The sequence below is a fragment of the Mycobacterium sp. E740 genome (assembly GCF_001672895.1).
Lineage (GTDB): Bacteria > Actinomycetota > Actinomycetes > Mycobacteriales > Mycobacteriaceae > Mycobacterium.
Window position 1 is genome coordinate 1 of the sequence record NZ_LZKP01000186.1, and the last position, 21,377, is coordinate 21,377.

Here is a 21,377-nt window from a genome sequence, read left to right on the forward strand (position 1 = left end):
CGAACAACGCACCAACCGCCTGCATCGGCCCAGCCAGATTCCGCAACGGCGGCAACCCCGCAGACCAGCGCTCCGGCGCGTCAATCACCATTACACGCAGGGTCTTTCGATATGGCCATCGCGCCGCGGCCAACGGCTTCGCGGTGACATCGGGCCTCCTGAACGAATGTGACCGGGAACGTATCCCTTGGCGGTTCGTGTCTCGACGGGCAAGCGTCGCAGCGAAACACGCGGCGGCGTCGCCGGCGTCCCGCTTAACGGGAGGTCCGATGAGCGGAACTGATCGTCGGCATCGCGGACGCGCATGGCAGGCTGGCACCGTGACCGACACCGCCGATCTCACCGCCCGAGTCGCAGCCGACCTACGTGAGGTGCCGACGCCTTCGGGGGTACTGCGCTACTACGACGTCGGTGACGGTCCTGTGTTGCTGTTCCTGCACGGTTCGGGTCCCGGGGTCACCGGATGGCGGAACTTTCGCGGGGTGCTGCCTTTCTTCGCCGACGGATTCCGTTGCGTCATCCTCGAATTCCCGGGATTCGGTGTCAGCGACGACTTCGGCGGCCACCCGATGATCGACGCGCAGGGCGCGGTGGTGCCATTCCTGGACGCGCTCGAAATCGACCGCGCGCACATCGTCGGAAATTCGATGGGCGGCGGCGTCGGGATCAACTTCGCCATCCACCACCCGGACCGCATCGACAGGCTGGTCACGATCGGTGGCATCGGCACCAACATCTTCAGTCCCGGTCCGAGCGAAGGCATTCGGCTGCTGCAGGAGTTCACCGAGGATCCGACGCGTCAACGGCTGGTCGACTGGCTCAACTCGATGGTCTACGACCAGTCCCTGGTCACCGAGCAGCTGGTCGAGGAACGGTGGCAATTGGCGACCGACCCGGAGACGCTGGCATCGGCGCGGCGCATGTACGGCAAGGCGGCCTTCGCACAGATGATGGCGTTCATGCGCAGCAGCGACGCGCCGCTGCCATGGGCGCAGATGCACAAAGTCGCCGCGCCCACGCTGCTGACGTGGGGACGCGACGACCGGGTGAGCCCGTTGGACATGTCCCTGATCCCGATGCGTTCCATCCCGAATGCCGAATTGCACGTGTTCCCCAACTGCGGGCACTGGGCGATGATCGAGGCGAAGGCGGCGTTCGAGAGCACCGTGTCGGCGTTCCTGTCCAGGAGCTCGGGCGCCGGCTGACATGACCCCTATCGCTGGGTGGCGCCGGCGTCGACCGGCAGTGTCGCTGCGGTGATGTAGCGGGCCTCGTCGGAGGCCAGGAACAGGCTGGCATTCGCGACGTCGACCGGATCGACCCACGGGATGTCGAGCATGTTCATCGCCCGGGCCGCTTGCGCGTATTCCTCTCGGGTCGGCGGCCGGTCGAGGTCTGGGCGGAAGGCGCTTGCGACCGCATCGTTCTGGATCATCGGCGTGTCGACATTGGTGGGATGCACCGAGTTGGCCCTGATGCCGTACGGAGCCAGGTCATGAGCCAGGCTGCGCATCAAGCCGACGACGCCGTGCTTGGCTGCGGTGTAATGCGCCACGCCGACCAATCCACGAAGCCCTGCAATCGAACTGACCAGGACTACCGACCCGTGCCCTCTCGTGATCAGGTGGGGAACGGCGACCTTGCATGTCCGCCAGACACCGGTTAGGTTCACGTCCAGCATCGTCTGCCACGCCTGCTCGGTGAGTTCGGTCGCCATTGCTCGCGACGTGATACCCGCTGTGGCGCAGACGGTGTCAAGACCGCCCAGTTCGGCGACACCGCGGTCGACTGCTCCCTGAAGTCCTTCGGGATCGCGGACGTCCACTATCCCGGTGACGATCTTGCGGCCGTTGACGCGGACCAGACGCGCCGTTTCGTCCAGGTCGGCCGGCGTCGCCGAAGGCACGACGACGGTGTCGACGGAACCGCACACGTCGAGCGCGATCACGTCGGCGCCCTCCGCCGAGAATCGCACCGCCTGTGCGCGGCCGATACCCCGGGCCGCGCCGGTGATCAGCGCGACCTTGCCGGCCAATCGTCCCGTCATGACGTCGTCTTCTGCGTCAGCCCGGCATCGACCACGATCTGCGCACCGGTGATGTAGCGAGCCTCATCAGAGGCCAGGAAGACGACGGCGTTGGCAACATCGACAGGTTCGACCCACGGCACCGGAAGCAGATTACGGGCGGCCAGCACCTCGGCGGCGTCGTCGGCCGTCGGGTTGGGCAGGTCGGGTCGCAGACGCCTGAACGTCTGCTCGTTGAGCACCATCGGCGTGGCCACCGCACCGGGATGGACAGTGTTGACCCGGACGCCGCTGGATCCCAGTTCGTTGGCGAGCGTGCGCGCCAGACCCACGACAGCATGTTTGCTCGCCGTGTAATGAGCGGTGTTGGCGGTGCCGCGTAAACCGTTGGTGGAGCTGATGATCACTATCGAGCCGCCGGTCTCACCCAGATGGGGCACCGACGCGCGCACGGTATGCCACACCCCGGTCAGATTGACGTCCAGAGTGTGGCGCCAAGTGTCCTCGGTCAACTCCCACGTCGGCGCGCCAGCCGTGTGGATGCCGGCGTTGGCGACGACGACGTCCAGGCGGCCGAGTTCCGCTACCCCCTCACCGATCGCGACCTCGAGTCCGGGCAGATCGCGGACATCGGCCTCAGCAACCGCGCATCGGCGTCCGCGCTGCCGGACTTCTGCTGCAACGCCACGTAATTCGCCGGCGTTCGCCGCGATGTCCAACGCGATCACGTCGGCGCCCTCGTCGGCGAAACGCTCACAGTGCACCCGGCCCGTACCTCTGGCGGCACCGGTGACGACGACGACCTTGTCTTTCAGTCCCGTCATGCTACGACGCTTTGAGCAGGCGGAAACCTTTGTAGCCGGCGTTGGCCACCTCGTTGCAGATGTCGAGGTACGCCGCGAATCCGCCGATGAACAACATGAATCCGCGAGGTTTGCCCGGCACGTTGGCGCCCATGTACCACGAGTTGGCTTTGGTGAACAGCGTGGCTTCGGCGCGCTGGTTGAGTTCGACGATCCAGTTGTCCACCGCATCGGCGGTGGCCTCCAGCGCCGTGTAACCGTGCCCGTCCAGATAGCCGATGGCGTCGGCGATCCAGTCCACATGCGCCTCGGCGTGCAGCACCATGTTCGCCAGTACCGCTGGCGCACCGGGACCAGAAACCAAGAACAGGTTCGGGAAACCGTCCACGCCGAGGCCGAGGTACGTCCGGGGACCGTCGGCCCAGTCGTCTTTCAACCGCTGCCCGCCTCGTCCGACGATGTCGATCTTGGCCAGCGCGCCCGTCATCGCGTCGAAGCCGGTGGCCAGCACGATGGCGTCCAGGTCGTAGTGCGCATCGGTGGTGTTGATGCCGTCGGCGTCGACGGACACGATCGGCGTTCTGCGGACGCTGACCAGCTCCACGTGCGGCTTGTTGAAGGTCTGAAAGTAGTTGGTGTCGGTGCAGATTCGCTTTGTGCCGATGGGGTGGTCGGTGGGAATGAGGAGTTCGGCGACGTCGGGATCGTCGATGACCGCACGCACCTTCTCTTCGTAGAACTTTCGGGCCTCGTCATTGGCGGCCATGTCGATCATCTGGTCGCTGAAGGTCTTCGAGAACAGCACGCCGCCGAGTTCCCAGCGCTTCTCGAACGCTTCTCGGCGCTCGTCGGGCGTGGCCTCCATCGTCAGCTTCGGATGGGCGATGTGCGGCGAGCCGCCTCCGCTGCGCCACGACAGCCGTCGACGCTCGGCGTAGCCAGCCTTGATCTGGGCCCGTTCCGCGTCGCTCAGCGGTCGATTCCCCGCCGGCACACTGTAATTCGGCGTTCGCTGGAACACGTAGAGCTGGCTGGCCTGCTCTGCGATGATCGGGATCGACTGGATTCCCGAGGACCCGGTGCCGATCACCGCGACTCGTTTGCCGGTGAAGTCGACGGGGTTGTGCGGCCAGTGCGCGGTGTGGTACAGCTCCCCCGCGAAGTTGTCGAGCCCCGGGAATTCCGGCGTCAGGGCCGCGGACAGCGGTCCCGTCGCCATGACGCAGAACCGTGCGGTGACCACCTCACCGGTATCGGTTCGCACGGTCCAGCGCAGTGTCACCTCGTCGAGCACGGCCGACGTCACCCGGGTGTCGAACGTAATGCCGTCGCGCAGGTTCAGCTTGTCGGCGACCCAATTGAGGTAGCGCAGAATCTCGCTCTGGGTGGCGTACTTCTCCGACCAGTCCCACTTTTGTTCGAGTTCGGTGGAGAACGAGTAGCAGTAGTCGACGCTTTCGACGTCGCACCTGGCGCCCGGATAGCGGTTGTAGTACCAGGTACCGCCGACTTCCGGGGCCGCCTCGAAGACGCGCACCGACAAGCCCTGCGACCGCAGTCGGTGCAAGGCGTAGAGGCCGGCGAACCCAGCGCCCACCACGACGGCATCCACGTCGGGCGCCCCGGAGATGTTCACGACGCCACGGTATGCCCTGTCTCATCGGACGGCGCACAACGCTCCCGGTGATCGGGCGGGTCTCGACGGAGTCGTTCCGGCCATCGGAACCGCGGCTCGACCCTGATGCGGCGGGCGGTCAGGATGGACACATCCATTACTGGGGCCGGGAACCCGTCCGCTGACCGGGATTCCGGCCCTTTCCCCCGCTCCGTGCGGTAAACCATCAAGTGCAGCCACACAGTTAGGACATGACATGAGCGAGCGCGTACTCGACCGGGTGATGGAACTGGCCGACCAGTTCAAGGAACAGGCTGTCGAGTCGGAGAAGATCGGCCGACTCACCGACACCACGGTCAAGTCGATGAAGGCGGCGGGTTCCATCCGACTGCTGCAGCCCAAGAAATACCGCGGGTTGGAGGTACATCCTCGCGAGTTCGCCGAGACCGTGATGGCCACCGCGGCGCTCGACCCCGCGGCAGGTTGGATCAACGGGGTGGTCGGTGTGCACCCGTACCAGTTGGCCTACGCCGATCCACGGGTCGCCGACGAGATCTGGGCCGACGACGTCGACACCTGGGTGGCCTCGCCGTACGCCCCTCAAGGAGTGGCCAAGCCCGTCGACGGCGGCTACCTCTTCAACGGCCGGTGGCAGTTCAGTTCCGGCACCGACGCCTGCGACTGGATCATCCTCGGCGCGATGCTCGGCGACTCGGACGGCAAGCCGCTGATGCCGCCGCAGATGCTGCACATGATCCTGCCGCGCTCGGACTACGAGATCGTCGAGGACTCATGGAATGTGGTCGGCCTGCGGGGCACCGGCTCCAAGGACGTCATCGTCAAGGATGCCTTCGTGCCGGAGTACCGGACGATGGACGCGACGAAGGTCATGGACGGAACCGCCCAGCGCGAAGCCGGCATGACCGAACCGCTCTACCTGATGCCGTGGTCGACGATGTTCCCGCTCGGCATCTCCGCGGCGACAATCGGCATCGCGGAGGGCGCGCTAGCCGCACATCTGGACTACCAACGCGAGCGGGTGGGCGCCACCGGCGTCGCGATCAAAGACGATCCCTACGTGATGTTCGCGATCGGTGAAGCGGCCGCCGACATCAACGCCGCGCGCCAGGAATTGCTGGCCAACGCCGACCGCATCTACGCCATGGTGGCCGCGGGCCGTGAGGTCGATTTCGCCGACCGGGCAGCGGGGCGGCGCACCCAGATTCGGGCGGTCTGGCGGGCCGTGTCGGCGGTCGACGAGATCTTCGCCCGGTCAGGGGGCAATGCCGCGCGAATGGACAAGCCGCTGCAGCGGTACTGGCGGGATGTGCACGTCGGTCAGCTGCACGCCATCCATGTGCCCGGCACGGTGTTCCACGCGTCGGCTCTGAGTTCATTGGGCGTGGATCCGCAGGGTCCGCTCCGGGCGATGATCTAGCGAGATGTCGATGAGCGATCTGAAAAGCCTTGGCTATGTGAAGGTTCAGGCCACCGATATCGACCGTTGGCGACATTTCGCGTTCAAGGTGCTCGGTTTCGCCGAAGGCGCCGGTCCCGATGACGACGCGCTGTATCTGCGCATGGACGAGCGTGCCGCCCGCATCATCGTGGTGCCCGGCGACGTCGACAAGATCGTCACCGTCGGTTGGGAAGTTCGTGACCAGGCGGCGCTGACCCGGGTCAAGGCCACTCTCGACGGTGCAGGTGTACCGGTCAAGGAACTCTCACAGCAGGAGGCCGATGCCCGTCGCGTCGAGGAGGTCATCGCGTTCGAGGATCCGGCGGGCACGTCGACCGAGGTGTTCCACGGCGCCGTGCTCGACCACAGCCCGGTGGTCACGCCGTTCAGCGCTCGCTTCGTCACTGGTGACCAAGGCCTGGGCCATGTGGTGCTGCCCGCACTCGACGTGCCGGGGCTGTTCCGGTTCTACACAGAGGTATTGGGCTTCAAATCGCGCGGCGCGTTCCGCGTGCCCACGCCGCCGGAGTTCGGTCCGCTGCGGGTCCGATTCCTGGGCATCAACGCACGCCACCACAGCCTGGCGATCTGTCCGGCGATGACGCTGCGCGACCCGGGCCTGATCCACCTCATGGTGGAGGTCGACACGCTTGACGCCGTCGGCCAAGCGCTGGACCGGGTGAACAAGGACGGTTTCCAATTGTCCTCGACGTTGGGCAGGCACACCAACGACAAGATGGTGTCGTTCTATGTCCGCGCGCCGGGCGACTGGGACATCGAGTTCGGCACCGACGGGATGCGTGTGGACGAAAACCATTACACCGCAGAGGAGATCACGGCTGACAGCTACTGGGGCCATGAGTGGGTCTCTGATCTTCCCGCAGCGATGCGGCCATGACCGGCAACGAGATCACTCCGCTACCGGCTTCCGCGATCACCCACTGGGACGACGAGTCCGACGTCGTCGTCGCCGGGTTCGGGATAGCGGGTGCGGCCGCAGCGGTCGAGGCAGCGCGTTCCGGCGCCGACGTCCTGGTCCTCGAGCGCACCGGTTCCTGGGGCGGCGCGGCGTCGATGGCGGGCGGCTTCATCTACCTGGGTGGCGGTACGCCGATTCAAAAGGCTTGTGGCTTCGACGATTCCGCCGACAACATGGCGGCCTACCTCAACGTCGCGATGGGTCCGGGCGCCGACGAGAAGCGCATCGCCGACTACTGCGACGGCAGCCTCGACCACTTCGACTGGCTGGTCGGCTGCGGCGTGCGGTTCAAGCCCGAGTTCTTCGGCGAGCCCGGCTGGGAACCGATGGGCGACGAAGGCCTCATGTACAGCGGCGGGGAGAACTCCTTCCCGTTCAACACCATCGCCACCCCGGCCCCACGAGGGCACGTGCCGCAGATGTCGAACAAGAAGCAGGGTGAGGCCAGCGCCGGTTTCATGCTGATGAAGCCGCTCGTCGAAACAGCCACCGCCGCAGGAGCACGCGCCCTGTACGACGTGCGGGTGCAGCGGTTGATCGTCGAGCCCGACGGCCGGGTGGTCGGCGTCGTCGCACGCCGGTACGGCGAGGAGGTGGCGGTGCGCGCCCGCCGCGGCGTGGTGCTCGCGATGGGCAGCTTCGCCTACAACGACGCGATGGTTACCCAGTACGCGCCACGCATCGCGGGGCGCCCGGCGGCCGCGATCGAACAACACGACGGCCACGCGATCCGGATGGCGCAGACGCTGGGCGCCGACCTCGCCCACATGGACGCCACCGAGGTCGCGATCTTCATCGACCCGCAGCAGCTGGTGCGCGGCATCCTGATCAACGCACGCGGTCAGCGGTACGTCGCCGAAGACACCTATCCGGGCCGCGTCGGCCAATCGACCTTGTACCACCAGGACAACACCGCCTACCTGATCATCGACGCGCAGGCCCAGGACGAGGCGATGGCGTCGCTCTCGCCGCAGCTGATGCTGCGCCCCGCGACGTGGGTGTGCGAGACGGTCGCCGAGCTGGAAGCCGAAATCGGTCTGCCGACGGGCTCGCTCCAGGCGACCGTCGCGGCGTACAACTCCGGCGCGGCCAAAGGTGAGGATCCGCTGCTGCACAAGAAGGCGCAGTGGTTGCGGCCGATCGGCAGCCCGGTCGGTGCCGTCGATCTGCGCGAGAGCACCGGCGGCTTCACCCTCGGCGGCCTGTTGACGTCGCTCGACGGCGAGGTGCTGCATGTCAGCGGCGAGCCGATCCCCGGTCTGTTCGCTGCCGGCCGCTGCACCGCCGGACTGGCGGCGTGGGGGTATGCGAGCGGCATCTCTCTGGGCGACGGCAGCTTCTACGGCCGCCGGGCGGGACGCAGCGCCGCTCGGGCCTGAGATTCGCCGGTCCTCTGCCGGTCGCATGGGAGAGGATGCACAGGTGAGAGCCGTCCTCTGTGAGCAGGGCGACCTGTCGGTCGTCGACCTGCCGACACCGCAACCCGCACGCGCGCAACTCCTCCTCGAAGTGCGGCGGTGCGGCATCTGTGGATCCGATCTCCACGCGAAGGATCACGCCGACGAGCTGACCGGCGTGATGGAGGAGATGGGCTATCCGGACTTCATGCGCCGAGACACCCCTGTCGTGTTGGGCCACGAGTTCTGCGGTGAAGTGGTCGAACGGGGCCGCGGAGCCGCCAGGGAGTTCAAGGTCGGCACGCCGGTCGTCTCCTTTCCGTTGCTGCGCGCCTCCGGCGGAGTGCACCTGACCGGGCTGTCACCCTTGGCGCCCGGCGGCTACGCCGAGCGTGTCCTCGTCGAGGCGGCGATGAGCTTCGTCGTCCCGAACGGACTTGACCTGGACACTGCGGCGTTGACCGAGCCGATGGCCGTGGCGTTGCATGCTGTGCGCCGCAGCGACATTCGTCGCCGCGACACTGCGATCGTGATCGGCTGCGGGCCGGTCGGCCTCGCGGTCATCTGCCATCTGAAGGCGCTCGGCGTGCAGACGGTCGTCGCGAGCGACTTCTCCGTCACCCGCCGCGAGATGGCATTGCGCTGCGGTGCGCACGTCGTCGTCGATCCCGCCGTCGAATCGCCGTATGCGGCCACCGGCCAGTCCGGCGCCATCACGAAGGCTCCCGACCTGTATGAACTCGGCGTCGGCTCGATGGAGAAGTTACGTCGCGTGCCCGGCTGGTCGCACCTGTATCGGGTCGCCGACACTCTCGGCGCAGCGAGTCCCAAGCGTCCGGTGATCTTCGAGTGCGTCGGAGTCCCGGGCATGATCGACGGCATCGTGGGCGCCGCACCTGTGCAGTCCCGCGTCGTCGTGGTCGGTGTCTGTATGGGCGCCGACGCGATCCGGCCGGCCATGGCCATCGGCAAGGAGCTCGACATGCGGTTCGTGTTCGGCTACACGCCGCTGGAGTTCCGCGACGCGCTGCACATGCTCGCCGACGGCAAGGTGGACGCCTCGGTACTCGTCACTGGCACGGTCGGACTCGACGGTGTGGCACGCGCGTTCGAGGTGCTGGGAGCGGCCGAAGCGCACGCGAAGATCCTCATCGACCCGGTAAGTACCGCCACCGCACCCTGAGGGTTTTCCCAGCTCGAGCTGTGGCCCGAAACTCGCCCGTCGTGTTTTGTGACAGGCGGCACACCCCTGTGCTACAAATAGTCATATTCCTATTAGAAATACGCAGTCCGTGGTGGAGGCAACATGACAGCTACCGTCGAAACTCCCAGCGCCGTCCTGGACCGCGTGTCGCTGGTCCTCGATGCCTTCGACGGCCCCGGCCGGTTGACTCTGGCGCAGATCGTGCGCCGCACCGGGCTGCCCCGGTCCTCCGCGCACCGCATGCTCGAGCGGCTCGTCCAACTGCGTTGGCTTCGACGCAGCGGACGCGACTACGAACTCGGCATGCGGCTCGTCGAGCTCGGCTCGCTCGCCGTGCACCAGGACCGCCTGCACCGCGCGGCGGTGCCGCTGCTGCACGATCTGCATCGGACGACCGGACTCGTTGTGCACCTCGCGGTCCTGGACGGCTCGGACGTCGTGTATCTGGAGAAGATCGGTGACCGGATGACCGCGGCGATCCCCAGCCGTGTCGGCGGCCGCCAGCCAGCGCACTGCTCGGCCCTGGGCAAGGCGATGCTGGCCTACGCCAAGGGACTCGAGCACGATGCAATCGACCTGACCCGCCGCCGCACCAAGTACTCGATCGGGTCCGTCGCCCAACTGCGGTCGGAGCTGGCCAAGGTGCGTTCGCACGGTGTCGCGTTCGACAAGGAGGAGGCATTGGCCGGATTCGGTTGTGTCGCAGCGCCTATCGGTGGTCAAGGTGATGCGGTCGCTGCCGTGTCGGTGTGTGGGCCGATGAACCGCATGATGTTCGACCAGCGTCTCGTCGCACCAGTGCGGATGACGGCGATGGGCGTCTGGCGCAACGCCGAGGACGGCCCGCAGCGGGTGGCGCCGACACTGCAGTCCGCGCGGCCGCTGCGCGGGTCCGCGCTCCGCCAGATGCCTGTGCGTGAGACGGCGTTGCAGTACGCGTGAGTCGTATGGCCCTGGACCCGCAGATCGCTGCGCTGATCGAGTCGCTCGACGCGGGCTTTCCACCGGTGCACACCATGTCGGGTGCAGAGGCCCGCGCGGCGATCCGATCACGGTTCGTCACTCCCGCCGAACCCGAACCGGTCGGCTCCGTCCGTGACCTCACCGTCCCCGGCGCCGACGGCACGATCCCGGTGCGGGTCTACCGGCCGGCGGCACAGGAGCCGCTGCCTGTCGTGGTGTACGCCCACGGCGGCGGGTTCGTGTTCTGTGATCTCGACAGCCATGACGGCCTCTGCCGCAGCATCGCCAACCTCGTTCCCGCCGTGGTGATTTCGGTCGGCTATCGGTTGGCCCCCGAACATCGGTGGCCGGCCGGCGCCGACGACGTGTACGCCGCGACGCGATGGGCAGCGGAAAACGCCGCTGCGCTCGGCGGTGACCCCGCCCGCATGGTCGTCGGAGGTGACAGTGCCGGAGGTAACCTCGCCGCAGTCGCGGCGATCATGGCTCGGGACCACGGCGGTCCAGCGTTGGCCGCTCAACTGCTGCTGTACCCGATGATCGCCGCAGACTTCGACACCGAGTCATATCGGTTGTACGGCAAGGGCTTCTACAATCCGCGCCCCGCCCTGCAGTGGTACTGGGACCAGTACGTGCCCTCCGCCGCCGATCGAACCCATCCCTACGCTTCACCGGTGCGCGCGGACCTTGACGGACTGCCGCCTGCGGTGGTCGTGATCGCCGGCCATGACCCGCTCCGCGACGATGGCCTCGCGTACGCCGACGCGCTCGAAGCAGCAGACGTACACGTCGTGCGGTGCCTGTTCGACGGCGGGATCCACGGCTTCATGACGATGCCGATGCTCGACATCGCGCATGCGGCACGGCGCGACACGGCGCGGGAACTCACCAAGTTGCTGTAGCTACAACGTCGTAGCCGGTCCGTAGCGCTGCGCCGGGTCGAGCACGCAGTGCGTCCGACCGAACACGGTGACCATGCATTTGTTGTTGTGGTTGCAGCGACTGCGCGTGCTGTGGTCGGCGATCATCGCGTTGACCAGATCCGGCTCCCGCAGCAGCGCCCGGCCCATCGCCATGAAGTGGAAACCCTCGCGCAATCCTGTCTGCAAGTGGTCGTGATTCGTGATACCGCCCAACAGAATGAGTTTCGTGTGGCGGACCACGGGCACGAATTGGCGCGCCGCTTCGAGCATGTACAGATCCCGGTAGGGATAGCTGCCCATGACTCGCTTGCCGGCGAGACGGACGCCGGGCCGCAGCGCCGGTGGCATCACCTTGGTGAACTCTTTGACCGGAACGTCACCGCGGAACAGGTACATCGGTTTGTACACCGACGATCCCTGCGTGAGTTCGATGGCGTCCAGCGTCGAATCGGTGTCGAGCAGTTGCGCGGTCCGCAGTGCCTCGTCGATCCAGATGCTGCCCGGCAGACCGTCGTCCATGTCCAGCTTGGCGATCACCGCAATCTGGTCTCCGACGACCTGCCGGACTCGCGCGGCGATCTCCCGGACGAACCGCGACCGGTTGTCGATCGATCCGCCGTATTGGTCCTTGCGCCGGTTGATCAGCGGGCTCAGGAATGAACTCGGCAGGTACAGGTGGCCGAAGTGAAGCTCGACCGCGTCGAACCCGGCGTCGATCGCCACCTGGGCCGCTGCCGCGAAATCCTCTGTCACCGTCCGTATCTCGTCGGGTGTGATCTCGCGGCAGTAGGCGAACGACGTCGGGTTGACGAACCGGCTGGGGGCCACGGCCGTGACGCCGGTGAGCTTCTTGGGCGCGACCACTCCGGCGTGACCGAGCTGCGCGGAGATCGCCGCCCCCGCGCCGTGTACCGCATCGGCGAGCCGGCGCAGCCCTGGCAGCGCCGCCGGGCGCATCACGATCTGGCCGGGCGCGCTGGCGCCTTCCTTGGAGACACAGCAGTACGCGACAGTCGTCATCCCGACGCCGCCCTTGGCGAACGCGACATGGAAGTCGATCAGGTCGTCGGTGACCATGCCGTCGGGCGACCGCCCCTCGGACGTGGCCGCCTTGATCACCCGGTTGCGTAGCGTCACCGGTCCGAGCCGAGCGGGCGCGAAGGGGTCCATGACATCCACGATGCCGCCCGGTTCCGGCGTTCGATCGGGTCTTTCCCGATGGATGGGAGCGGACGACCGGGCGGCCCGGAGGCGACCGTACTGTCGGCCCATGGGCGCCGTCTACGTCGTCGACCGCGTGGTCACGAGACCGGGTTGCGCCCGACGGTTCGTCGACACCTACCTCGCCGAGTACGCGCCGGGCGCTCGGGAGCGGGGCATGACGTTGCGCGACGTTCTGGTGAGCCCGCCGATCTGGTTCGACGACCATTCGAACGTCGTCACCGTGACTTGGACGCTGCCCAGCCCGCAGGCGTGGTGGGAGATGACGTGGCAGGGCAGGCCGAATCCGTCACTCGGGCAGTGGTGGGACGGCATAGCCGAATTGATCGTCGAGCGCAGCCGCAGCGTCGCGGCTCCCGCCGACGACGTCGACGGGCTGGGCGATGTTTAACGTCGTTCGGCTCATCGACACTGACGACAAGGATCGCCTGCTCGCCGAACTGCGCAGCGCGGCAACAGACTGCGGTGCCGCTTCCGCGTTGGTGCAGTCAACCCTGCCGGGCGTGCGCAACGGCGGAGATATTCTCATGCACCTACGGTTCCGGGAAGCCGGCGAATGGGCCTCAGTTGCTGCTTCTTTCGAGTCGCTGCTTTCCGCATCCGGCGTCAGCCGCGTCAACGGAGCGACCTACACCGGCATCCCGGTCGAGGCGAGGGACATTCCACGCACCGTGTTTCGCACTCTGCTGCTTCGCGTGGAGCCGGACACCGAAGAAGCCGTCGTGCGTCGGTTCGAAGACGACCTTCGCCTTCTCCCCCGCTATGTCACGTCGATCGCCACCTGGCAACTGAGCCGGGTGGATTCGGCGGTCGGCGCGTCGCCGTGGACGCACGTCTTCGAGCAGGAGTTCCGCGACCTCGACGGCCTGACCGGTCCGTACCTGATGCATCCGATCCACTGGGCCCACGTGGACCGGTGGTTCGACCCGGAGTGCCCGGACGTCATCGTCCGCGACCGCGTGTGCCACAGCTTCTGCCGAACGCGCTGACCGCGAGTGTGAAACTGCTGCGCGCTACATCCCGGCGGGCAGGATGTTCGGGTTGGCCGTCGCCGGCGGCTCCAGCGGCGGCAACACCGTCGCGCCGTCCAAGCTGTGCACCGCGAGCGCCTGCGACCACGGATAGTGCAGGCTGAAGGCCACCAGGCCGGTGCGCTCGGCGGCCGGCAGATGACACATCGACAGCACCGTCTCAGCCAGGTATTCGACCGGCTCAGTCGGGAACGTCTCCGGAATGAGTTGTGCTGCACCAGGAGTACGGATCGCTGTGGATGGTCCCACGCAGTTGACCGCGATGTTTGCGTCGACCAGCTCCGCGGCCACGCCCTGCGTGAAGCGGTGCAGCGCCGCCTTGCAGGACGCATAGACGACGTCACCGGCGGTCTTGTTGTAGTCGCGGTACGGCCGCACCGGAGCGACGCCGGTGACGGATCCGATGTTGACGATCCAGCCTGCGCCCTGTTTGCGCATGTGCGGAATCGCGGCCTGGGTCAGCACGAACGGGGTGCGCAGATAGTGCTCGATCGTGCGGTCGAAGGTGTCGACGGTCATGTCCTCGACACACGCGTAGTCCGCGAAACCGGCGTTGTTGACCAAGATGTCGAGTCTGCCCGTACGGTCGACGACCTCGTCGACCAGCCGGCCGCGCTGATCGGCTTTCTCCAGGTCGGCGGCGAGGCCGATCGCCGTACCGCCCGACTGCTCGATCAGCTCGATGGTCTCGGCGATCGTGCCGGGCAGCGCGGTCGAAACGCCGCCTCGCACCGACCCGGTCGGCTCGAACGACCGAGCGGTTACCACCACCGTCGCACCCTCCGCGGAAAGGCGTTGGGCCACAGCGCGTCCGATACCGCGGCTGCTACCGGTCACGAGCGCCGTCTTGCCGGCCAGCAACTGTGTCATCGAATCTCGAAGTGTTCCTCGACCGGCTCGCGGTGCTGGTGCCACAAGTCGACCAGGCGGTACGGGGTCGCCACCACGACGCGTCCCGATCCCGATCGGTAGTAGGTGTGCGCTTTCGGGGTGTGACACCACACCGTCCGCGACATCGCGTCGTCGATCTGGGCGACGTAGTCGTCGTAGGCCTTTCGAGTCACCTCCATCGTGGTCGCGCCCCGCAGCGCCATCAACTGCAGGCACTCCATGATGTAGTGCGCGAGCACCTCCATCGAGAAGTTCGCTCCCGCGCCATGACCGGGGCTGTAGTTCGGCGCCGACGTGATGAACAGGTTCGGAAAACCCGGGACGGTGCCGCCGCGGTAGGCACGCGGACTGTCACCCCACTCCTCACGCAGCGTCGCGCCGTCGCGACCCCGGATATCCACCGTCGACAGGAAGTCCAGATGGTATCCGGTCGCGTAGATGATGACGTCGAGGTCGATCTGCCGGCCGTCCTGCGTCACAATGCCTTTGGCATTGACCTCGGCGGGCTCGCTCGCCTCCACGTCGACATGTTCGCGAGTCAGTGCCCGGTAGTAGCCGCCCGGGTCGCGGATGATCCGCTTACCGTAGGGCGCGAAGTCGGGCGTGACCTTCCGTGCCAGTTCGGTGCCCTCGCCGAAAGTTTCGGTGATGTATTGCACACACATCTGCAGCAGCACATCGTTGGCCGGCGAGATCGACAAGTGCTCTTTCGCCCACTGCGGATCCTGCAGTATCACGGGATAGTTGTTGTCCGCAGTCGCCCAATACGACTTCAGCCGGTGCCAATTGGCGTAGTAAGGCACGTGGCGGCCGAGGTAGCGGCGATACTCCGGAACGTCATCGCTGAGACGCTTGCGCGGTGCGACCCAATGCGGTTGCCGTTGGAAGACCGTCAGATGATCGACCTCGTTCACGCAGGCGTCGACGATCTGCACGGCGGTGCAGCCCGCGCCGATGACCGCCACCCGCTTGCCGGCCAGGTCCAACGACGGATTCCACTGCGCCGAGTGAATGCTCGTGCCCTGGAATGCTTCTCGTCCCTTGAGTTCCGGCCACCGTGGACGGTTCAGGTAGCCCGCCGCGGTGACGACCACCGTGGCGTAGGTGACGTCGCGGTTGCCATTGCGATCGACCGCGTGGATCTGCCATTGCTTGCGCTCGTCGTCCCACCACAGCGCCTCCACCTCGGTGCCGAAGCGGGTGTGCTCGCGCAGTCCGTACTTGTCGGCCAGGGCCACCAGATAGCTCTGATACTCCGCCCCCTGTGGGTAATAGCTCGACCAGTCGGGGTTCACCTCCCGCGACAGCGAGTAGTACGCCGACGGCGTGTCGACGCCGATCCCGGGATATCTCGTGGTGAACCAGGTGCCGCCGACCTCGTCGTTGCGATCGAAGATCTGGTACGTCACACCGGAATCGGCTGCGGCGAGCGCGGTGATGATGCCGGCTATCCCGGCGCCGACGATCGCCACGGTCGTGGTCGGCGGGATCGGCACCGTCCGTGGGAGCGTGGGCTGCGACAACTGGAAGCCGCCCTGTTCGAGCAGTAACGGAATGAACTCGTCGTCGACATCGCCGCCGAGTGCCACCGGCAGCACGCGAGTGAACAGCTCCCGGTCGTCGACGGCCAGAGCCTGCTGGGCGCGCGGCTCGGATATCGCCGCGAGGACCGCATCGACGAGTGCGTCCCTGGTTTCTTCGTCGGTGACTCCGGCCCGCTCAGGCGGGTCGGGCACATAGCTGATCTTGGGCGCGAACCGGTCGACCACGTTCGGCTCGCCCGTCAGCTGCGCCAGCACCGCGACCAACACACCGGGATCGGCCTGCCGGAGATGCGTCCTCAATTCGGCGCGGTCGACCGAGGCCTCGCGTGATGTCGGCATGGCCTGGGCATCAGCAGTCACGCCGTCGAGTATCGGTGCTGACCAGCCGGCCAGGCCATGCGCTGCCTACTGAGCGGGACATGTGTCTGTACCGGTCATCGGGCGTGCTTAACCTGCCGCTATGCAACTCGAGGCCGTGGTCAATGCGGCGCGGCGCCAAACCCTCGGCGATATCCCGCGCCGGTCGGCCCGCAGGCAACCCGACAAGGTGGCGATCATCGACGGTAAGGTGACGCTGACGTTCGCCGAGTTCGAGCACTTGGTGGACAGAGCGGCCGCAGCCTTGCAGGACAACGGTTTCCGGCCAGGCGATCGGGTGGCGCTGCTGGCGCACAACTGCTGGCAGTACGCCGTTCTCGCCTTCGCCACGGCCCGTGTGGCCGTCGTGTTGGTTCCGGTCAACTTCATGCTCACGGCCGAGGAGATCGCGTACGTTCTCAGTCACAGCAGGGCTGCGGGTTTCATCGTGGAGGCGGGGTTGACGGCCGCGGCCGAGGACGCGATGCGCATCGCCGGCACGGTCACGACCAAGGCCGTGATCCTGCCGCCGGGCCGGAGTGCGCCGCCCGGCTGGGACGACTTCGCGCAATGGTTGACCACCTCTGCGACCGCCGCTGCACCCGTGATCCCCGACGACCAGGTGCTGCGACTGATGTACACCAGCGGCACCGAGTCGCGCCCCAAAGGCGCGATGCACACCAGTCGCAGCCTGATGTGGCAGTACGTCAGCACTGTCGAGGCCGGTTCGATGTCGGCAGACGACATCGAGATCCATTCACTGCCGCTCTACCACTGTGCGCAACTGGACAACTTCTTGGCCACCGACATCTACCTGGGTGCGACCAGCATCATTCTGCCCGGACCGGAACCGGAGACGGTGCTGCGCACGATTGCCGAATACGGGGTGACGAATTACTTTGCGCCACCGACGGTGTGGATCAGCCTGCTGCGGTGCCCCCTCTTCGACGAGGTGGACCTGTCGAGCCTGCGCAAAGGCTACTACGGCGCCTCGGCAATGCCGCTGGAGATCCTGAGCGAGATCCGCGAGCGGCTGCCCAATCTGAGGCTGTGGAACTTCTACGGCCAGACGGAGATGGCGCCGCTGGCCTCCGCGCTCGGTCCCGACGAACAGGATGCCCACGCCGGCTCGGCGGGGCGTCCCGTGATCAACGTGGAGACCACCGTCCTCGACGAGAACGACGCCCCCGTCGCAGCGGGCGTGATCGGTGAGATCGCACACCGCAGCCCACATCTGATGCTGGGGTACCTCGACGACCCGGAGAAGACGGCAGAGGCGTTTCGCGGCGGCTGGTTTCACTCCGGCGACCTCGGTTACTACGACGAGCATGGTCTGCTGCACGTGGTGGACCGCAAGAAGGACATGATCAAGACCGGCGGGGAGAACGTGGCCAGCCGTGAGGTCGAAGAGGTCATGTACCGACACGGCGGAATCCAGGAGGCCGCGGTGTTCGGCCTGCCGCACGCCACCTGGGTCGAAGTCGTGGTCGCCGCTGTGGTCGCCCGTGACGGCGCGACCCTGACCGAGGACGACGTGATCGCGCACTGCAGGGCGCACCTGGCCGGGTTCAAAACACCCAAGCACATCTTCTTCGTCGACTCGCTGCCCAAGAACCCGAGCGGCAAGCTGCTGAAACGCCAACTGCGGGAACAATTCTCAACACATGCGTTGAGCCTCTGAAACGCGACGTTCGCGCGAGCATCGTCCCCTGAGCCGGCTTGCCAAAGGCATGCTGCAAGAATCGCGGGTGGCGGTGGCGCAGCTACCAATGAGGCAGGAGCGGAGGAGCCGATGACGTCGCAGGTGACACTTCCCCGACTGGTTCCACCCGCCACCGTCGAGCCGGCGACCACCGAGCCGCTGCGTGCCGAGGTCCGCGCCTTCCTGGCCGAGCAGCGCGCTGCGTGCACGTTCACCCCGGCGGTCGACGCCTGGCTGACCGGGTGGGACGAGGAGTTCACGGCCGCGCTGGCCGACAAAGGCTGGCTGGGTATGACGGTGCCCGTCGAGTACGGCGGCCACGGGCGGTCGTTCGTCGAACGATTCGTGGTCACCGAGGAGCTCCTCGCAGCCGGTGCCCCCGTAGCGGCGCATTGGATCGCCGACCGGCAGATCGTGCCGTCGTTGTTGAAATACGGCACCGACTTTCAGAAGCAGGAGTTCCTGCCGAAGATCGTGCGCGGCGAGTGTTTCTTCGGCATCGGGATGAGTGAGCCCGACTCCGGCTCCGACCTGGCCAGCGTGCGCACGAAAGCTGTTCAGGTGGAAGGTGGTTGGGAGTTGACCGGCACCAAGGTGTGGACGTCGGGCGCCCACCTCGCGCACGCGTTCATCGCGCTCGCGCGTACCGCACCGGTAGATCCCGACAACCGGCACGCCGGGTTGAGCCAGTTCATCGTCGATCTGCGAGGACCTGGAGTGGAGATCCGCCCGATCATCTCGATGAACGGCGCGCACCATTTCAACGAAGTGATTCTCGATGCGGCATTCGTGCCCGACTCCATGGTGTTCGGTGCGATCGGCGACGGCTGGCGGCAGGTGACCTCGGAGCTGGCCTTCGAGCGCAGCGGGCCCGAGCGGTTCCTGTCCACGTTCGTGCTGCTGGCGTCGTGCGCCGAGCAGATGGCACACCAGAAGGTTTCGCCTGACGCGAGCCTCGGGCGACTCGTCGCGCGCATCGCCGGTCTGCACCAGATGTCCACCGCTGTCGCGGGTGCACTGGAGCGGCACGAGCCTGCCGACGTGCCGGCGGCCGTCGTCAAGGTGCTCGGCACCACGACCGAAGGCGACATCGCAGAGTTCGGCGGTCAGCTCGATGACGGCGACGTCGATCCAGCGTTCACCGAACTGGTCTCGGCTGCGGCGGATCAGCGCCCGGGGTTCACGTTGCGTGGGGGGACCAACGAAGTGCTGCGCGGAGTGATCGCACGCGGATTGGGGCTGCGTTGACCGAGGCTCCGATGACCGGTGCGGACACCGCTCTGGTCGACATGATGGACGCCGTCTTCGCGGACTACCGCGGGCGGGAGCCGCGGGCAACCGAGCAGATGTGGGAGCAGCTCGAAGAGCTCGGGCTGGCGCGGTTGACCGGTCCGGAGAAATCCGGGGGCAGCGGGGCCGGCTGGTACGAGGCCGCCGAACTGCTGACCGCTGCGGTCCGCCATGGCGTGCGGGTTCCGTTGGCCGAACACGACTTACTGGCGTGCTGGTTGCTGGACTCGATCGGCCTGCCCAGCGGCGGCGCGGTGCACACGGTGTGTGTGCTGGACGAGCACGGGACCGCATGCGGTGTGCCATGGGCCGCGGGCGCCGACCGGATCGTGGTGGTATGGGCAGACGATGGTGCGTACCGCGCTGCCGCCGTCGATCCCGAAAAGCTCTCGATCACAGCTAGTTTCAATGCCGTCGGCGAACCGCGCGACACTGTCGCCGCCGATGTCTCCGCTCTCGACGGCGTCACGGTGCCCGCGAATCTTGTGACCCAGCTCGGGCTGAAGTCCGCACTCGTCCGCTCGATCCAGGTGTGCGCGGCCCTCGATCGGATCGTCCAATTGTCTGTCGAATATGCGACGTCGCGCGTCCAATTCGGTCGGACGTTGTCCCGCTTCCAGGCTGTCCAGCATCTGATCGCCGACCTCGCCGCCGAGGCCGCACTCGCCCGAGCGGCCACCGAGGCCGCGCTCACCACGGCTGTGGCGACCGACTGGTCCGGCGAGAATCTGGCATTCCGCGTCGCCGCGGCGCGGTCATGCGCAGGCCATGCCGCGGAGGTGGTGGTGCGCAACGCCCATCAGGTCCACGGGGCCATCGGCACCACGCAGGAGCACCGCTTGCACGAGTTCACCCGGGCCGCCCTCGCGTGGCGCTCTGAGTTCGGGTCGGTCCGGTACTGGGATCAGCGAGTGACCGACGCCGCCCTGGCAGCAGGTGCCGCGGGGCTGTGGCGCCAAATCACCGGTTAGCGCTACGCATCGCGGCTTCTTCATGCGGCGTCGGGTGTGGGTCCTGCCCGGCTTTCGTTGTCTGCGTCGGGTGGTCGGTGCAGACGTTCAGGGCGGTGGTAGTCGTTGATGCGGGATTGTCCGGTGTCGAGCTGTGGGGGTGGTATCCATTCGACGTCGTTGTCGTCGTTGATCCTGGTGGTCCAGCCACCCTCGCCGACCATGCGGTTGTCGGGCCCGCACGCCAGCCCGAGTTCGTCGACGTTGGTTTGTCCGTCGTGGGCCCAGTCGCAGGCCGCGTGATGGACTTGGCATCCGTAGGCGGGCACGCTGCAGCCCGGCTTCGTGCAACCGCCGTCGCGGGCGATGAGCATGATCCGCTGTGCCGGCGAGGCGACCCGCCGAGCACGAAACAAGTCCAGCGCCGATCCGGTCGCCTTGTCGAACACCGCCAAATAGTGGTTGGCGTGCGCGGCCATACGGATCACATCGCCGATCGGAACGACGGTCCCGCCACCGCTGACGCCAACACCCGCGCGGCTCTCGAGGTCCTGCAAGGTGGTGCGCACGATGATCGAGGTCGGCAACCCGTTGTGCTGACCCAACTCACCGCTTTCCAGCACACTGCGCCCGACCGCGACCAGGGCATCGTGCTGGCGCTGCGCCACACTGCGGTGATCTTGGTCGATCTGCGCCTGTGACGGCGTCCCCGACACGCAGGGCTGCTCGTCGTCGGGGTTGCACATGCCCGGCGCGGCCCATTTCGCGAAGATCGCCTCATAGATCGCCCACGCTTCGGGGGTCAGATTGCCTTTGAGCGGGACCATCTTGTCCGAGCCTTGGGGCCCCTTGGACACGCCGCGACGCCGCGCACGCTCGCGGTCGTCGGGGTCGGGGCCGTCCTGATCGAGCAGAAACAGAATGCGGTCAGCGTTGTCCTTCAACTGCTTTGGTCCCACGCCGATCGCGGTGCGCACCAGATCGACTTCGATCTGAGCCCGCGTGCGGGCATCGACGGCGGC

The 21,377-nt window shown here is 66.8% G+C and carries 19 protein-coding genes; 12 read left to right on the plus strand and 7 right to left on the minus strand.

Annotated features, from left to right (window positions below; genetic code table 11):
• The first annotated feature begins 320 nt into the window (after positions 1-320).
• Positions 321-1,205 (plus strand): alpha/beta fold hydrolase, encoded by an 885-nt coding sequence (locus A5663_RS18395; protein ID WP_068152329.1) that lies wholly within the window; start codon positions 321-323, stop codon positions 1,203-1,205.
• Positions 1,206-1,213: 8 nt separating this feature from the next.
• Here the strand turns inward: A5663_RS18395 and A5663_RS18400 are convergent, their stop codons facing one another.
• From A5663_RS18400 to A5663_RS18410, 3 genes are read right to left on the minus strand one after another with little or no spacing between them, the layout of a single operon-like run.
• Entirely contained in the window at positions 1,214-2,047 is an 834-nt protein-coding gene (locus tag A5663_RS18400; protein WP_068152331.1) for a mycofactocin-coupled SDR family oxidoreductase, read from the minus strand.
• Positions 2,044-2,850, minus strand: a complete 807-nt coding sequence (locus tag A5663_RS18405) for a mycofactocin-coupled SDR family oxidoreductase (protein WP_068152333.1) — start codon at positions 2,848-2,850, stop codon at positions 2,044-2,046. The genes A5663_RS18400 and A5663_RS18405 overlap by 4 nt, the downstream gene beginning before the upstream one ends.
• Position 2,851: 1 nt before the next feature.
• Positions 2,852-4,465 (minus strand): NAD(P)/FAD-dependent oxidoreductase, encoded by a 1,614-nt coding sequence (locus A5663_RS18410; RefSeq protein ID WP_068152335.1) that lies wholly within the window; start codon positions 4,463-4,465, stop codon positions 2,852-2,854.
• Positions 4,466-4,700: 235 nt separating this feature from the next.
• On the opposite strand from A5663_RS18410, the gene A5663_RS18415 reads away from it, so the two are divergent.
• The 6 genes from A5663_RS18415 to A5663_RS18440 all read left to right on the plus strand — a co-directional run bounded on the left by A5663_RS18415 (position 4,701) and on the right by A5663_RS18440 (position 11,348).
• Complete coding sequence (locus tag A5663_RS18415) at positions 4,701-5,882, plus strand: acyl-CoA dehydrogenase family protein (protein WP_068152338.1); 1,182 nt, start codon at positions 4,701-4,703, stop codon at positions 5,880-5,882.
• 10 nt (positions 5,883-5,892) lie between these two features.
• Positions 5,893-6,801 (plus strand): biphenyl-2,3-diol 1,2-dioxygenase, encoded by a 909-nt coding sequence (gene bphC / locus A5663_RS18420; protein ID WP_068152369.1) that lies wholly within the window; start codon positions 5,893-5,895, stop codon positions 6,799-6,801.
• The gene (locus tag A5663_RS18425) at positions 6,798-8,261 is read left to right on the plus strand and encodes an FAD-dependent oxidoreductase (RefSeq protein ID WP_068152340.1); all 1,464 of its coding nucleotides are present in this window, start codon (positions 6,798-6,800) and stop codon (positions 8,259-8,261) included. The genes bphC and A5663_RS18425 overlap by 4 nt, the downstream gene beginning before the upstream one ends.
• A gap of 43 nt (positions 8,262-8,304) precedes the next feature.
• A complete protein-coding gene (locus tag A5663_RS18430) occupies positions 8,305-9,462 on the plus strand; it encodes a zinc-binding dehydrogenase (RefSeq protein WP_068152371.1) in 1,158 nt (385 codons plus the stop codon).
• A 123-nt stretch (positions 9,463-9,585) separates the two neighbouring features.
• Positions 9,586-10,425: an IclR family transcriptional regulator gene (locus A5663_RS18435; RefSeq protein ID WP_068152344.1), complete on the plus strand. Its 840-nt coding sequence runs from the start codon at positions 9,586-9,588 to the stop codon at positions 10,423-10,425.
• A gap of 5 nt (positions 10,426-10,430) precedes the next feature.
• Positions 10,431-11,348 (plus strand): alpha/beta hydrolase, encoded by a 918-nt coding sequence (locus A5663_RS18440; protein WP_068152347.1) that lies wholly within the window; start codon positions 10,431-10,433, stop codon positions 11,346-11,348.
• Here A5663_RS18440 and A5663_RS18445 read toward each other — a convergent pair whose 3' ends face one another.
• Positions 11,349-12,539, minus strand: a complete 1,191-nt coding sequence (locus A5663_RS18445) for an NADH:flavin oxidoreductase (protein WP_197503454.1) — start codon at positions 12,537-12,539, stop codon at positions 11,349-11,351.
• Positions 12,540-12,639: 100 nt separating this feature from the next.
• Between A5663_RS18445 and A5663_RS18450 the strand changes: the two genes are divergently transcribed.
• Together A5663_RS18450 and A5663_RS18455 are read left to right on the plus strand one after the other, a co-directional pair.
• Positions 12,640-12,981 carry a hypothetical protein gene (locus A5663_RS18450; RefSeq protein WP_068152349.1) on the plus strand — a complete coding sequence of 114 codons (342 nt, stop codon included), beginning with the start codon at positions 12,640-12,642 and terminating at the stop codon, positions 12,979-12,981.
• Entirely contained in the window at positions 12,974-13,579 is a 606-nt protein-coding gene (locus A5663_RS18455; protein ID WP_068152351.1) for a Dabb family protein, read from the plus strand. Before A5663_RS18450 ends, A5663_RS18455 begins: the two co-directional genes overlap by 8 nt.
• 24 nt (positions 13,580-13,603) lie before the next feature.
• Here the strand turns inward: A5663_RS18455 and A5663_RS18460 are convergent, their stop codons facing one another.
• Together A5663_RS18460 and A5663_RS18465 are read right to left on the minus strand one after the other, a co-directional pair.
• Positions 13,604-14,491 carry an SDR family NAD(P)-dependent oxidoreductase gene (locus A5663_RS18460; RefSeq protein ID WP_068152355.1) on the minus strand — a complete coding sequence of 296 codons (888 nt, stop codon included), beginning with the start codon at positions 14,489-14,491 and terminating at the stop codon, positions 13,604-13,606.
• Complete coding sequence (locus A5663_RS18465) at positions 14,488-16,395, minus strand: NAD(P)/FAD-dependent oxidoreductase (protein WP_068152357.1); 1,908 nt, start codon at positions 16,393-16,395, stop codon at positions 14,488-14,490. The genes A5663_RS18460 and A5663_RS18465 overlap by 4 nt, the downstream gene beginning before the upstream one ends.
• Before the next feature lie 121 nt (positions 16,396-16,516).
• Between A5663_RS18465 and A5663_RS18470 the strand changes: the two genes are divergently transcribed.
• The 3 genes from A5663_RS18470 (at position 16,517) to A5663_RS18480 (ending at position 20,376) form a co-directional block, all read left to right on the plus strand.
• On the plus strand, positions 16,517-18,094 hold the full coding sequence (locus tag A5663_RS18470; protein ID WP_068152360.1) for an acyl-CoA synthetase: 1,578 nt from the start codon (positions 16,517-16,519) through the stop codon (positions 18,092-18,094).
• 123 nt (positions 18,095-18,217) lie between these two features.
• Positions 18,218-19,363, plus strand: a complete 1,146-nt coding sequence (locus A5663_RS18475; RefSeq protein ID WP_068152377.1) for an acyl-CoA dehydrogenase family protein — start codon at positions 18,218-18,220, stop codon at positions 19,361-19,363.
• Positions 19,364-19,374: 11 nt separating this feature from the next.
• Positions 19,375-20,376, plus strand: a complete 1,002-nt coding sequence (locus A5663_RS18480; protein ID WP_068152363.1) for an acyl-CoA dehydrogenase family protein — start codon at positions 19,375-19,377, stop codon at positions 20,374-20,376.
• A 20-nt stretch (positions 20,377-20,396) separates the two neighbouring features.
• Here A5663_RS18480 and A5663_RS18485 read toward each other — a convergent pair.
• Positions 20,397-21,377 (minus strand): HNH endonuclease signature motif containing protein (locus tag A5663_RS18485; RefSeq protein WP_068152367.1); only part of this gene is annotated, 981 nt, incomplete at its 5' end.